This window comes from Legionella bononiensis, assembly GCF_016786215.1.
Lineage (GTDB): Bacteria > Pseudomonadota > Gammaproteobacteria > Legionellales > Legionellaceae > Legionella > Legionella bononiensis.
Map to the genome: position 1 here is coordinate 459938 of NZ_JADOBG010000022.1, position 16752 is coordinate 476689.

Consider the following 16752-nt stretch of genomic DNA (forward strand, 5'->3'; position numbering starts at 1 on the left):
AGTCCTGTTCATTTCACTTATTCGAGTGGGATGTATCTGTTTGGATGTGCATATCTTCAGCTTTATTAATGATATTTCGTGGATTTGGAGGAGGAAATAAACCTTGTTCTCTGGCAAAGTTCCTGGCAGACAAATACTCTTCTGTCAATTTGACTGCATCATCAGGAGTTAAATTGAATTTTTTAGTCAGAATCTCTTTAAACTCATTGAACTTATAATGGCGTAACTCAATATGCATTAATCGATTGTCCAAAGCGTTAGAAAGCATCTGTCGACCATGAAAAGTAGTGGGATTTTGAGTACCAATAATACAAAAACCAGGATTATGCGGAGGATTACCCTCCAAATCGTATCCAGAAAGTAACGCATTCAATAATTGCTCGTTAACAAGAGTATTAAACTCATCGATAACGACTACCTGACCTTTATGAAAAGCTTCTAATAGTTTGTTTTGCATGAGATCAGGAGTTGTGGGCGAAATCGTTACACAATCCACCCCTTTGGCTTTTAACAACGAACTGACCAATTTACTTTTACCCAGACCAGGCTCACCTTCCATAATGAGCCCATTAATGCCATGTTCTTGCTTAAATTGACCGTTAACTTTCTTATCACGAATCAGTAACAAGGTTTCAATGGCATATGCTGCTTTATTGCGTGATTCAGTCCATACGAATTGCTGATCACTGGATTGGGGCACAGCGTTCTGAACAGCATCTTTTAATTTATTTTTATCTTGGCGCCAAGATGTCGCCTGTTTGATATCGGTTCGAATATCCCGACTCAGCTTTTTATCCAGAGTTAATGTTTTGATTTCACTTAAGATGGCGTAACGCAACAAAAAATCATCGGGCAATAATTGAGTGTGTAGCGATTCCTTTAAGATAAAAAATCGCAGACACATCATCTGAGCATTTCGCGGGGTAATCGTAAGTCCCGCGTCTTGTGCTTTGCCATAGTAGGTCTCTATAAGCCCAAGCATTTTATTTGCATTATCATACTGCGCAAGCAAAGGAGTTAAAATGTTCTCTAGAGACTGTCCCTTAAACGGCAGATAATTCGGGTAATGTTTGAATAAATCGGGCTCAAATCGCCCTTCATATTGAGTTGGATTTCCAGCAAAAATGACTTTATGGTTCGTCAGAGGATAACATTCTCCTTCAAACCAGAAGTGTTTATCGCCGCGAGCCAAAGCTTCAAAGACCGCATAATGTTCATTGGCCAGGTTGGCCTCATCAATAAACAATACGGGCTGACTCTCTCCTGTATGCCGTAACCAATCTTTAATCCCCGTCATTTCATAATAAAGAGTGATTGGTTTATTCTGCTTGCGACAATATTCCCTTAAAGTCTTCTGGACAAAATGACTTTTCCCTTCACCTGTTTTGCTGATGAGAAATACAAAGGAATGGTGTTCCAGATAATTCATCACGGTCACAGGTGATGTTGGGCCGGTACTTTCAGGGAGCGCTCCTGCCCTCCATTCCAGCCGCTTGATTAAATTGTCGACCCAGGCTTCATGCAACACAATATCTTCGGGCAGATCTGCAAAATGACTATGACACGGCGTAACCCTGAGCCTTTGATACGTTTTTTTTAACTTGTCATCTAAGTCCTTGGTTAATCGATTAAAATCCATTTCAGGTTGGTACACATATTCATTAAGTTGTATGGCTTTAAAGGGAGTAGCATCATCGCTTATCAGGATCAGATTATTCGCTAAAACTGACTCCCCATTGACCCAAATGGTTGGAGGATCAACAAAAAGTGTCTGTAATTGTTGCGCCAGGGTTACGGAAAATCGTCCCTTCAAAATGACTGGTTTACCCGTTTTAATGGCGTTTAACAATTCAGTTTCCTGGCCATTAAATTCTCGATTATTTAATGAGACATGGTAAAACAACTGATTAAAATTGGTTTTTAGATCTACATTAATAACTATGGCCTGTTCATCTACCTTGGCATCCTGAACGGCATCCAAATCAGTCGTGATAAACAGAGTGTCATTATTCTTTAAAGGCGGACCAACTGTGACCAGTGAACGTAACGGGTCAGGAATAAAAACATCCGGTGTTGTCTGAATGGATAAAGCACAATTCTTTTCTTTAGCTTCCTTTAAGAGGTTATACCACTGAATTTCAGTCAGATGTTCAGTAATTATCAGTTTTATTGATGAGTCGGACTCGAGAAAACCCACTTGTGGTTTTAGCCGCTGATCGGCACCAATTTTGTATTGATTGAACAACAAAGGATAGGTGTTCTGATTCACTACGCGGGTATAATTCAGATGTTCACCAGGCGCAATGATCAAGGGATAGGTCGATAAATCAGGAGTAACAAAATTAAAATGAACCTGTTCTGATAACTGATGCCACTCCCCATTGAAAAAAAACCGCTTGCTTCTCATCAATTCATTGATAAAAAAACGAAATTTAGGATCTTCAAACGGGGCGTTATGTAACGTTAACTGCTCCGCCTTGGTTACAGACGCCGTCATCAGGGCGCCAGGAATCATATCCAGAATGCCATTATCAAGTGTAGGACGGCCAAGCAATACAGTTTCCCAAGTCAGCGGAGAGGGAAATAATATATCGCTCTCATTGATGGGCTGATTTACCATTATCTCCGGTAGTTTCATGGCAGGAAGATCTGGAGCCTGGCTTATCGCATCGAAGCGGGAATAAAAATCATCCCCCATTTTTGATGCGGAGGTCTGATCAGTTGCCACTACAATATGAACATTAGACGGTATAACCAATCCATCCAGATTACGGCCGTCATTATCAATTACACTGTTTAATCCGACATGTCGTGCTTTAGGATCAGACCAGTTAATAAACCAGGTATAGGTCTCATTGGGATTAGAGGCAGCTGTTTTAATGAACAGACTTAGAGGACTGTCTACTTTCGTATCCTTACCCTTATCAATACGAAGAGATTCCAGTTTCAGAGTATCCAGATCTCGAGAGAAAAAACAATTTGGATATTGAGTCGACTCCTGATGAAGAGCTTCAAGTCCCTGTTTATCCTTAAAAATCAGCCATTGTCTTGCACAGGCCTCTTTTGCAGTAAGTGCCTCAACAAGTTCAGCTGCATCATGTGCCACAAGAGGAAGGTTATTCCAGGTCTGAAATCGGTTATCCTCGGTCAAGGGAATAAAGTGTTTTTTTACCTTCTTTTTAGCGTCCTGTTCTTGTTTTAAAAGCTGCTCAGCCTGAGTTAGATGAGATTGCTTATCAGCTAAATTGCTCAGAGCAGGCATCGGTAAATCGATAAGCTGAGCAGCCCCTCCTCCTAAATCAAGGCTATAACGGCGATTCCCATCACGCACCTTAACGAATTCATGTACATCATTACTAATCAATGCAGCATCAATATCGAGTGACTCAGCCATTGCTACAAACAATTGTGCACGATGACGACATACTCCCGCTCGTTGGTGGATTAGACCATTAAGAAGGTCTATAGCATCACCTGTAATATTATGAGCCGAGGATGTATCTGGAAATCTGCAGAATGAAGCCAGAGCCTGGACACGTTGATCGTAATCAAGTGCCCGCAGTTTTTGATATTCAGAAGAATGAATTAATCGTCCATTCAAATCAAAAGTACATTTTGATAACCAATCCAAATGCTCCTCTGGAACATCATGATTGAGGGTGTCATCCACAGATTCCGAAGAATGGATGATGTAATTAAAAACGCAAGATAATGCAGGTTTATTAAACTTGATAAAATAATACCCTGAATATTTGTCTTTTTTTAATTCAAAATCCGCAGTGCTGTTGGCATAATAAACCAATTCATCATCCATACTTAAGGCCGGTACCTGTATCCATTGATTGAATGCTGGTTGACTCAATGAGATTTGGCCATAAATATATTTTTTAGACGGTTCAGAACGATTAAATAAATCATCTACCTGTTGATTGGTTAGCTCCATTGATTCGTCAATTGGTTCCAAATTACTTTCTTGTGGTATTTCCGGCACAAAAGTTCTGGTTCCGGAATCCCAGGAAAAAGAATTCAGATGATAATGACTGAAATGAGGCTGAGTTTCTTCTTTAGCCTTAAATAATGTCCTGGCGGGCAGTATTGGAATACTGTTTTTATCGGCTATATGGCCATCCAATGACTTGGAAGAAACATTGAATTGAGAGCGTTCAGAATAACGTTCTGTTGGGGAGGGAGGCGCCAAATAGATTATTTTAATATGAGGATAACTTTGGATAAACCAATTCAAAGCTGCCTCCCCATCCTTGTCTGGTTGTAACATTCTAATCATGTTCAAATTGGGAGCAATTTTTACTAACTGGATAAGCTCAGCAACACTTAAACAATCCAATTCAGATTGTACTGTAGTTAAGGAAGGTAATAAGTTCGCTTTCAGACTATCAAGAAACTCAGGAAAATCATCAACTGGATTGAGACCTAGAAATTGTAAATTAGGTGCAGCGTCAAAAATGCATTTTAATTGAGATGTAGTGATGTATGTTCCCGAAGCATTGAAATGGGTTAACTGGGAAAGTGCATTTTCTTTAAGATCGAATGGTTGATCATCAAAGAGAAAACTATTCTTTAGTTCTAATTCACATAACTCTGGAGCTATTTTTAATAAAGCGCTGAGTTGTTCGGGACTTAAAGTAGAATCAGTTATATTCAACTTTTTTAAATTTTTGTACTCATTCGTTGTTTGAAATAAAGATCCATCTGAAAGAACATTGTTTATTCCAGATAAAGTCAACTCCTCTAAATTAGGTGTGTTACTTAAAAGATAATAGAGTTCACTCAAGCCAAAAGTGAATGTTATATCCAACTCTTTTAGATGAATAAGAGGATAGTTAATGTGCAGTGATGAATCGTAATTAAGGTTGATCGAATCGAGCTTTAGTTTATTTAAATTGGGCGTCGCATTAAGTAGCGCATTTAATTGCTGAACAGATAATCTCAATTTGTTTTCGAGAATTAAATTCTGTAATTTTGATAGGTTTCTATGTTGAAGATTAAATTCTGTATCCTCATTTATTTCAAAACCACTAATCGCAAGTGAGGCTAGGTTTGGCGCATGAAGAAGCACTTCTGACAAAACATCCGCCGGGACAGGAGTATCCTTAATTTCCAGATGTCGCAATGATGAAGTAAAAAGCTGTTCTTCTCCAATGGGGAGCAACTCACAATGATTCAGAGAAAGAGAGATTAAAGACTCGGCTTGATTCAGTAAGGTAATTAAATTACATTCAGTGTTCGGTATGCTTGCGTAACGAATTTTTTTTAATAAATCAAGATGCCAATTCAACAGATAATCCAAATACAATTCATGTTTTATCTCGTCATCTATCTCGGAATTTTGAATTGAAGGTAAAAACTGGGGGTAGAGGTTAATTGATTTATTTTCTTTTAAAACTTTACGTTCAAACAACTCGTGTTTCGCGGACCAATCCTGCCCAGCATCAAAATGAGAAGGAGCATCATCACTCCATTCAACACCTCCTTTCAGATAAGAATAAACACACTCAGTGCAATTAACGTCTGAAATTAATCCAGAAAAATCATTTAATCCGCTAAAGTTAATAAAATGAAAAAATAAATCAGGGGTACTTAAAATCTGTTCCGATAGTTCATCCAATCTGGATTTATCAAATACTTCAGTACGATCTTTTGTTACATTTAAATTTTTTATTTCAACACTCTGCTGTTGAGGTGTGATTGGAACCATGTTGGGTAAATCGATTTCAACGCGTAAAGGATCCTCTAATGTGATAAATCCTTTAGATGTACGAAAATAAATAATAAAACCATCTTCAATTAATTTACTGATAATTCTTTTTTTCAGGTAATCGTCTTTTAAGTCTTCATTAAAATCACAATTTATAAAAATAGTCTTTTGTTCTAATTGCGAAGTACCCGAAGTGACTATATCCCAACATTCGGGATTATCACTCAAAACCCGATCAATGTTTAAAACTCCTCCATTAGGTTCAGCTGAAGACTCGATTACGGGTAATTGAGTCTTTTCATAAAGAAGACCGAGCGAGTTCAGAATATCAATGGGTTTTTTCATATCACAAACCAAGATAAGTTATAGACCAGAAAACCTGGAGAGCTGTTTAAAATAAATTCACATGTATAATTATAAACCTTTTTTAACTTATCATTTTGGTAATTACTTCAATAAGATGTTCATGAGTTCAATGATTTTTATTGGCTTACTGCAAATTGATGAATAAATCCATATCAAAATCATTAAAATTATTAATAGTGGTTATCATTTTTTTAATATTTACTCTAAAAATCGCGATTGCTAACATGACCTATACCAATTTAAATCTCTAGCAAGTTCGTTCATGGAAGATTCAATAATGCATTTGAAATTCAAAACCTCAATTAAATCTATCCTTGTTCAAAATAATATTACATGTTAAAAATAAGCTCTTTCATAAGGTGTGTAATCCCTGTTTTAAACAGACCTTACGAAATTAGAGCAGAATGGACTCTGCAAGGTTGGAAACGACATAGTGATATAAAGTATCAGTTCAGATACTCTGTTCGATGACCTCCTCAGTTCTTTCTAATTCTTATAATGTTAATTACAGGACGTTATTATCATGCCAGGAGAAAACCTTTTAGCACCATTTTCCATGACTACCTCTGCTGTTCCAGGAACTGTGGGCTCATCAATGAGTGGCGCTGTTGCTGGTAGCCAAAAATCCGGACTGGTATCATCAAAAGTTTTACAAGAAAGTGATGTAGCAAAACGCGATTCATTATTAAAAGCATTGAATCTACTATTTAATGGTATTGATGAATTTCGTGATGATAAAGCTCCTGGCTTGAATTTATTCCCTGACGATCTCCAGGAAATGCTTGGTTTCACGCACAATGCTGTCGCTTCAACGGTAGAAAAAGCATTACTTGGACCTGCGATGACCGTATCACATATCGCTCAATTACCCCTCGATGTCAAAGCCTGTATTGAGGGAATTTTACATTCAGTTGAACACTACAAACAATTTTCTCAAACCCAACGAGCCTCTACTCTTGACCTAGAACAAGAACTTAAAGATAAAAAAAGTGGATTATCGGCTAACTCTCATGCCTTATGGATGAATTTGAGTAATATTTCGGATCAATTGAACAAAAATATTGATCATGATTTTAAACATAATGGAAGTGCGGGCAAATCACATCGACATCTGGTAGAAACCAGCGCGAATACCGCAACTGCTGGTTCTCTGGGGACAGCCAGTCTTATAGCTCTTGTGGTTGATGCTCTGGGTTCCGCACTGCGTGAGCTTAGCGCTGTTGCCCATTTTTCAAAAGAAGAGACCTCAAATCCAAAAGAAAAAAATGTATATCAGGCATTCCAGGAATGTTGCACAACCTTTTCCCAAAGCAAGAACAGTCAGGAATCATTAATGGCTCTTCGCAAGCTTGAGGAAGCGCTTTTAAATTATGGACTTGCAGCAGAAATGCAAGAACACCATAGCGTGACCAGCCCCGGGATGTCCGTATTTATAAGAATGTTAACGGCAATGCCATTTGTCAAATCATTACAGGCAGTGAACTCTTCTGTTCTTGCTGTAACTGCAGCGGAACATGCATTAACGCAAGAACAAGATAAATTTTCGCAAAATACCCAGGAATCTGCGTCCAAAGCCAGTCTGCTCAAAGACATCTCTGGAGGAGATGCTTTAAATCACTCGCAAAATGTTACTGATTTTTGCCATCAATTTGATAAAGCAATAGAACATATTGATGGTGAGCTTCAAGCAATCGAAAACCATGAAGTTATCGCTTCAAGCGCTATTGGCACCGTGCATAGTCACTCCGCTCTCGTCATTGCCTCCAGTCTTATTCCTGGCTTTACCGGGATGATTTCACGTGAACTCAGTGGAAGTGTGGACTTTACTAAAAATGACAAGGGAAGTAATGAGGAAAGCAAAGTCGTCTTGCAATCCCGTCAGGAAATGACAGGTGCAGATCTGGATAAACTCATGTCCCGAGTGTGTGCATTGCAAGAAAGGCTTGAACGATGCGAGCAATTAGGTGTATCAGCTCCCGTAGCCTTAGGTATGAGTGAAGCCGTTACTTCCGGCTCACTGATCGCGTCTCTGAATGTGATTGCCGGTATGTACTCAGCCTTGAGGGAACTGCGCACATTGGCAGAAAGCCCCAGCATCCCCTTGCAACTTAATGAAGCAGAACAATTAAAAGCTAAAGAATACGCACAATCCGTGCTGGACTCTAATAAAGGCAGTGCTAAATTAACAGGAACAGGCCCCATTTCAGATAAACTTTCCCTAAATCACCACCTCCAAAGCGTCATGGAACACGTGGTATTAACTCATCGTTCTTACCGAAATTTTATCCTGCCGGATATGGAGCGAAATGATTTGGATTCTGCTGGTAAATCCACCATAGCCTTTTTTCAAGGCAACAGCACCGGATTTTTATTAGGTTCTGTAGGAGTACTTGCTTTAATCGGGTTACAAAGCGGTATCAGTGTAGAAGCCTTACTCGGAGGCTTACGATACAGTCTTGCATTAAAAAGAATGAGTGATGGTGTTGACAAAACTCAACTGGATAATGGCTTCAAATCCAATCTGAGTTTTGCCAGTAATGCGACAAGACTGGCAGAACAATCCATGGACTCATCCTCTGTGATTCAAGCCAGCTCCAAAACAACATATTTCCTGGCAGAAACGGCTTTTTCCCGCTCGATGACAGTAGCCTTATGCCATTCAGGCGCCTTGAAGGAAATGCTGCGTCGATTAGTCAAACTGGAAGAAGACAGACTGAAAGAAGACAAACAAATTCCAGCACCAGGGTATTCAGACAGCGCTCTTGTGTCTGACGCCATAATGCCTAAACTCTATAACAATATAGTGAAAGTGCTGGATGATGCAGAAGCAAATCATAATCCGATCCCCGGCCTGAATGCGGCAATGGCATCACAACTGGCTACAGTGACCAATTCCAGCATTGCTGCAGCATTATGCTCACATAGCGCATTCATTACACCCGTTTTAAAATCCATAGTCGTTGCAAAAAGGGCCAGCGTCATTGAGGATGAAATCAAAAATGAAGCCGTATCGGCACAAAGTATCATCAGCAAAGTAATCAGCGAATCGTTAAATGTCATCCAGGCATTCACCATCAACTTTAAAGATGAAATGCTGCACATGAGAGATCCCATTAAGAACAGCACTGCAATTCAACTTTCAGCTGAATCTATTGCAACCAATATCGCAGGTTCTTGTGCTGTGTCTTTATTGTGCGAGGAATTATTTGAGATTTGCTTGAGTCGTTCCTTAACACTCCTGGATAAAGAAAAGCTTGATAAATCCACCCAAAAATCAAGCGAGTTAACTCAGGAAGAAGCAAAACTATCACGTGAGGCGATAGCAGATGATAGCGCATTAGGACAAGAAAACAATTTCACTCACGTTATTTCGGCTTTGCGTTTAACACTATCTCACTTAGGTGTATCTCTGGGGAATATTGCCAGTGAATTGGATCGAAAGCCTGAGCTTTTACAGGATAAATTAGAGATACATTCATCACAAATCAGCCTGATAAGATCCCTGACCTCAGTATTTAGCCAATGCAGCGCCACCATGTTATCTCTTACTGCATTATTACCCGTTGCCCCTTTAACTACTGCAGGCAGTGTTGATGCCCTACGAGAGTTAGTACATAGCATTGATAAAGAACTGGTATTAAAACCTGTTCACAGTAGCGCGCAATCAACAAAGGATTGTGGTTCTGAGAGCAGTTTATTAACAGGTATAGGTACAGATTGTGTTTCCAGTATACTTTCTACAACCACAAAACTGTTACTACAAGCCTCCGTTCTTGGATTGGATACCTCCTTATCCATAGCAAAAATTATGGAAATACTGTGTATTCACCCACGGCCAGGTGAGGCTTTAGCTCTTGAATTGCAAGCATTGTCTCAACCCAATGGACTCTCTCGTAATTCAAACGAGCAGTCACAAAGTGTTTTGGTCGCAGGAAGCATAGGTACAGCCGGGATTTCACTTGCCAGCAAAACAGGAAAATCTGTTGTTACCGAAGATTCCCTTCGTGGATTTCAAGAAGCGGTAAATCAACGAATTGATCAGATTGCGCTTCTGGAAGATGAGAATGAAACCAATACCCTGGATTTAAAGGGATTTTATAAATTATTAATTCGTCTTATGGTTGAAGGCTCTGGAACTGATGATGCCTTTGAAGAAATTATTCAAAGATTTCATCGTGGCGGTATTATTTTATCCAGTTATCATAGTGATCATGGCGGAATTATTGAGAGTAATAGAGTACATAACTCAAACAGTCTCATTTCAAATAATAGCTTTCAAGGTTGTGATGATGCTAACGCAGTATTAATTACCTTTATTGACAGAGCGTTCCATTCTGAGCATGGACCCAATTCCCTGCTGGACAAACTCAAGCGTGAAATGCTCAATTATGAACAGTTAAGTGGAAAAACCCAAAGCAGTTGGGAACATATAGTCAATAAAGTGTGTGATCGATTACGAACAGAACACGTTAGAAATAGCGTTTTTAATCGTGGTGAAAATAAACGCCCCCAACAAACTCTGGCAGAAAAGAAAGAAAAACTGCTTCATGATTGGACGCATCCGAAAGCAGACTATGAGGAAATAGCATCTCCTAATAATTAAAATTGATACAGGCGGATTTATGCCAAATTATTTACCCGATGCAGACTTTCGCAAATTAAAACATTCGCTTCCTCATGTATTTCGTATACAGCTAACCAATGAGGAAGCTGTTTTAGCGCAGGCTTATCCGCTGCTGAATCTTCTCTGCCCCAATCGTGATGTGGTGAATCGATTAAACACTAGTCTCGCTATACCAGAACCTCTGACCAGTAAAGATTTGGCGAGACGGTTGACATCGTTGACGTTGGAATTGGAAGGCAGTTTTAATGTTGATGCATTATTTCAATACAGGCTTCCCATCGTTCTAAGTGAATTCCCTAAACACAGCCGCTCTATTAATCAGGCCATTCAGAAATTTAATGAAATTATAGAAGCTTATCATCGTGGTGAGATTGATGCTCTTTCGGAAACGAGTCTGGAACAGCATTATAAAACAATTCTCGCGGCGATAAAGGAACAAGGCTTCTATCGAGACAGTGATTCGTTCTGGCAATTAAATTGTGATAATGAGTCCTTATGGCAATTAATAGGAATGATGGCTGGTTGGTCAAAAATCTCACCCGTGGATGTATTTAACAGAGAAAACATTCCTATAGCCGCATCTTCGTCAGATCCAACGAGTATTCATTCATCCATTGAATCCATAAAAACGCCTGTTGAAGTAATTGATTTACCACAGGATGTGAAACCTATTATCAAAAACCCGTTTATCCCGGATTATAATTACAATTTTAATGGCGCAGGGCGTCTGGATTCAGAAACAGAGTTCTTATTACTTAATGCTTTTGGGATGAAATTGGGTGGTCATTTTGATGCTCAGGTCAAATATCCTCCTCGTTTTATTCCTCTGGACCAGCTGCATGCCATCATTCGACGGCAACTGTCCCATCGAATGGACGTGTGGCCAACTGAATTATTTCAATTATGGTTGGAAACTGCTTTAGCTCAACTCGGTGTCGAATTTATCCAAAAAAACAAGAAGGACAGCTCCACAGATATATTGGTCAATCCCTTTTTAAAAGAACCCATCAGTTTTTTAAGCCCTGAAAAAATCAATACCGTACTTAAAAAAACCTTAGTCAATTTTACAGATGAAGAATTCAATCCTGGCAAATCTGAAATCAATATACTGTCACAATATTTGTTTGAGTTGTTACAAGGATTTCAAATCAATCCTGGTCTGGCGTTAGGTATTGGGGCGAATTGGGATGGAACGGTAAACCTGTCCAACGAAGCTGGAGCCTATGCATTTAAATTCAGAGAGTCCAAGGCTGATTGGGGAAGACGATTTAAACAAATCAGCCTTCATCGACAAGGTCCTTCTGAAGCAAAAATGAATGCCGCTATAGGCATAAAATTTGAACTTCAATCACTCTTGACCGATTTTAATTATATGAGTCAATTGCAACCTTCTGAATATCATGAAGTTATTTACAATGCCCTAATCGATAATCTGGTAACCGATCTGTTACCAGAACCAGCCTACTTCGAGAATGAACGTTATCCAAAGTACAAAAAGCACTATGTCGTCAGAAACAACAAAAGCGGCTTAACCGAGATTGACAGTTTTTTAATACCGAGTAACCAGGGCACTTATTTTAAAGGAAGAGATGGGGAAGAAAAACAAACCCCGATGTACCGGCGTGCCGGCACTCTGGACGTCCAGGCATTTCCTAAAAATACGACCTATAGCGAGCAATCCAAAGTCTGTTATGCAGGCAATCCCTTGGGGCCTTTGCAAATGCAATATGCCCAAGCAATGTATCGAAACGTCAGAGGACATGTTGTCTATGATCCTGTTGCTCCCGATCAATTTCTGGAAGATGCATTTTATGGCCAGGTAATCCGCGGAGATAATGATGATTATCTACCTTTTATAGGAGTAATCCCCAAGAATTTTGACCGCTATTTTAATCAACCTAATGAACTGTGCGCTTCATTCGTTATTCGCGTGTTGCAATCAGCCCGCATTATGGAATACTGTCCGACCTTCAAGTCGGCTTATGATCAGATCAAGACACGCTTTTTACCTGATCCCCAAAAGCAACCTCCCGCACTACCGCCATTTTGTAGTGACTATCTTGCTGAACAACACAAGAAGCTCACCAACACCCTTGCCAATAATGAGCGAAACTTTTCAGAGTGCCAAAAATTATTTTTTAGCGTGTTCAAAAACTTGATTTATAGTCTGTACGATATAGGCCGTGACGATAAACAATTCAAACAGGGTTTCCTGACCTTTATTAATTCCAAGGATACTTTTTACCCCATAAACAGAGCCAAATGTGACAAGTTGATACGCGACCTTACGGTCACCAAACCGGTTGAAGTATCTCCTGAGGCCATGTCTCGATATGATCAAACACTGAACTTTTTACGTGACATCACCTCCTATTTCTATCCTCAACCTTCTGAAGAACTGGCTCAGGAAATAGCCAAGCAAGCTAAGCTGCATGTGAGTCCCTTATTACAAACACATGCGATAAAAGCTTATTTTAATACTCAAAAACAGAATAAGCAGGAAAATTTATCCAGGAAACAAACACCTGGAATGCTCTATGCCGCGCTTAAACACCAAGGACCATCAAAATCAGTAGCCCGCGATTACGGACGAATGCACGATTATAATTTTCCCTCCTATTATCGTGACCCGGATGGCACGCCACAGGGAGAACCACAAACGAATGATCGTCTTATCGATTGGAGCGCAAAACATGTGGGCGCTGGTCTACAAATCATGCATAAATATCATCTTTTTGCGATTATCCACAACCCCATTTACGAAACCTTTACGCGCGCAAAACAAATTGCAGCCGCACATCAACATGACCCCTTAAAACCGTTATGGGCCTTAAAAGGCGCATTAGAAGGATTATTCTGGCACGGTATCATTATTGGATTGTGGCAAACGACTACGACTCCATTTCATATGCTTAGCGATTTTTTTAGTTGGCAATTGACGCATTTTAAAAGAAAACCCATTAAAAATATTGAAAATCCATTGGCACTTCCCGCTGCGCCAGCCAATGAACTGAATACCAAAACAGAGGTATCAGCTCAATCTCGTGATTATTTGTTACACTTGTTAGGAACACACCAATCGCTCGAAACTAAAAAAAACTCAGTAATTGCCTATACCACGAAGCTGATTCGTGTTTTATACCCTCACATCAGCGCAGAAGATTTAACCCTTTGTAATCAACAAGTACTAGCCGACTTTCCCCTGACGGGAGAGGACTGGAGCTCGTTATTTGCTCCCGTGTTAAACGCGGCAGAACATAAAGATTTGTCGGCTCTTCTTCATCGATATAATGGCGTTATCAACAACAATCTGATTCATGCTGTATTCCAATGTGTAACACACCCTCTTTTTTCAGATCAGCCTAAAACACTACTCAAAACCATGCAATCCACATTTTCACTTAACTCAAAACAAAACGAAGTGTTGGAACAGATAGTCAAGTCATACAGGCAAACACCTATAGAAGGAAAACGAAACTATATCAAATTATTTCAATTTAACGGCGCCATTCAGAAGGCTTTACAGCGAAGAGATCAGCTCATTCAGAAAGTTCAAAACTATGTCCTGAAGGTATTTGATGAGCAATGGATATTGACCTTGCTCTTCAATCATCACGTGGAACAGTTAACTACAGACTTAACCCCACTTACGCTGGAAAGTACAATATTAATGCTGCCTGACACCATAAAATGGCCACTGCGCCATTTACTCACCTCAAATAATACGCATGTCCTTGAGGACTACGTATTAAACGAAAACCAAATAACTCTGTTAATTAAAATACTCTCATTATTTCACCTTAATCCAGAACCAGAACAACAAGAAAAGCTATTGAATATCTGCCGGGTTGAACTTACTTCAAATGAGAATAAAACCAGTACAAAAGAAAAGGCTCAGAATAAGTGGGCGAAATTTGCAGAAAGAGAATTGAAACACCAACTCCTATCCGATAGTGAAGTCATGAACATCATCAACCTCCTCTCGGATAAAATGACTTCATTTCATGATTTAAAACCTCTTATAAACAGATTACAAATCAGTTATCACTCGCTGAATACCAATGAAGGTCTGGATTTATTCTATGAAACAGCCTGCACTATTAAAAACAGCTTATCCCAATATTTGCGCCGGAATACTAAAGCACATAAAATCAATGTGACGGAAGCAAAAACCCTGCTGAATAATTTTATAAATATTACATTCAATGCGGTTGTTAATTCACGGCTGGATCAGGTGGATGTATTTAATCATGAGAAACCTCAAAATCCTCTATTGTCGAGCAAAGCCATAGAAGCATGGTTATCGGGTCTACAAAAAAATAATCATCATTTACGTTCCCTTTTGGAGCAGCAACTGCATCAGGCTCCTTCTCTCGATCACACATTGTGGCGCTGTAAATGTATTTTCCAAGTACTGGAACAACAGCATCCCACAGAACGAATCACGAACACGGGAATGCAGTCCTTATTACGTTTTTGGAGTCAGCATAAAAACAATGTGACCATTACAGGTGAACACTATACCAATCCAGACTTCAGCAAACCTAATAAAAGTACGTACCCAAATTTGTTTAATGACTCGGTAACTTTACAGCATGCCATGAAGCGGGTGCGTGAAAAACTGCCCAGAATATCCATTTTTAATATGCCTCGTAAAATGGAACAAGATGAAGTTTGCAAGAAAGAGTTGAGTATGGAACTCTAATCAACTCATGATTTATGATGGTCTGGCTCGTTCACAAACAACATGAGTAGACCGCCAAGAAGAAAAAAAGGAAGTAGCATTGCCATACCCACCGTCTGACTTGAACTGAACGCAGTGACCATTCCAACTAATAAAGGCCCTAAAAAACTGGTTGCTTTTCCAGAAAGAGCAAAAAGACCAAACATCCGGGTAATCTCTTCAGGTTTACTCAAACGAGCTAACAAAGTACGACTGGAGGCTTGAATTGGCCCGACAAAAACACCAATAACAGGCGCGGTCAACCAAAATAAGGATACGGAGGTAACCGTTAGTAAAAAACAATAAGTACTGACCAAACAAAACAGGCTAACAAGAACAGTCCTTTTTGACCCCATCCAGTCATCACATAAAGCAAACAATGCTGCTCCAATACCTGCCATAATATTAATGATAATTCCAAAAATCATAATCTCATTGATTTCTAAGCCAAAGGTTCCTGCGGCGTAAATTCCACCCAGTGCCAACAGTGTATTTAAACCATCGATATAAAACATTCGCGCAATAAGAAACAAAAAAAGATCTTTTTGACCCGGCAAACCTCTTAATGCGCACAGTAATTCACTCCACCCTGTTCTTATTGCGATACCCGGTGTTAAATATTGTCCATGCGTTGGTTTTACAAAGAAACAAAAGGGTAAACTAAAAAAAACAACCCATACAGCGACAAACAAAGGGACAACACGAATATTTGCTGATTCTGTTTTTCCCAGCCAAACTCCCAAACGACCATCAATAAAAATAGTTAAGGAAATAATCAAGCAAACTAGTCCACCCAGATAACCCATCCCCCAGGCCCACCCTGAAATCCGGCCTATATATTGAGATGAAGACAATTTAGGTAGAAATGCATTGTAAAAAACAGTGGCCACTTCCAATCCGAAATTACTGACAAAAATACACACTAAAACAAGTGGGATGGAACTGCTGTCTGGATAAGCAAACCATAAACAGGCTATAGCGATGACTGCCAGCAAAGTAAAAAAGATCAACCACAATTTATGATGACCACCATAATCCGCTATTGCGCCAACAAAAGGGCTGACTAAGGCAATCAATAAGGCAGAACCAGAAATGGTATATCCCCAAAGAGCGGTTCCTTCAATAGCATTCAAGGCAATCTTATCAGTAAAATAGGTAGCAAATACAAAAGTAAATATCACCACAAAATAAGCAGAAGTGGCAAAATCGTAAAATGCCCAGGAAATGATTTGTTTTATTGAAACATTATTATCAAGAATAGAATCCAAATTCTTCATGAGACGTCCTGGATACTCCACTGATATGCAAAGGAATCAACACGAG

4 protein-coding genes are annotated in these 16752 nt (G+C 39.4%); 2 read left to right on the forward strand and 2 right to left on the reverse strand.

Annotated elements, in window-relative coordinates:
- Positions 1 to 13: 13 nt before the first annotated feature.
- Positions 14 to 6061: a hypothetical protein gene (locus tag IZU94_RS15540; protein ID WP_203112700.1), complete on the reverse strand. Its 6048-nt coding sequence runs from the start codon at positions 6059 to 6061 to the stop codon at positions 14 to 16.
- Between the two features lie 544 nt (positions 6062 to 6605).
- Here IZU94_RS15540 and IZU94_RS15545 point away from each other — a divergent pair.
- Entirely contained in the window at positions 6606 to 10685 is a 4080-nt protein-coding gene (locus tag IZU94_RS15545; protein ID WP_203112702.1) for a hypothetical protein, read from the forward strand.
- 19 nt (positions 10686 to 10704) lie between these two features.
- A complete protein-coding gene (locus tag IZU94_RS15550; RefSeq protein ID WP_203112704.1) occupies positions 10705 to 15411 on the forward strand; it encodes a hypothetical protein in 4707 nt (1568 codons plus the stop codon).
- 5 nt (positions 15412 to 15416) lie between these two features.
- Here IZU94_RS15550 and IZU94_RS15555 read toward each other — a convergent pair whose 3' ends face one another.
- Complete coding sequence (locus IZU94_RS15555; protein WP_203112707.1) at positions 15417 to 16706, reverse strand: MFS transporter; 1290 nt, start codon at positions 16704 to 16706, stop codon at positions 15417 to 15419.
- Positions 16707 to 16752: the final 46 nt, after the last annotated feature.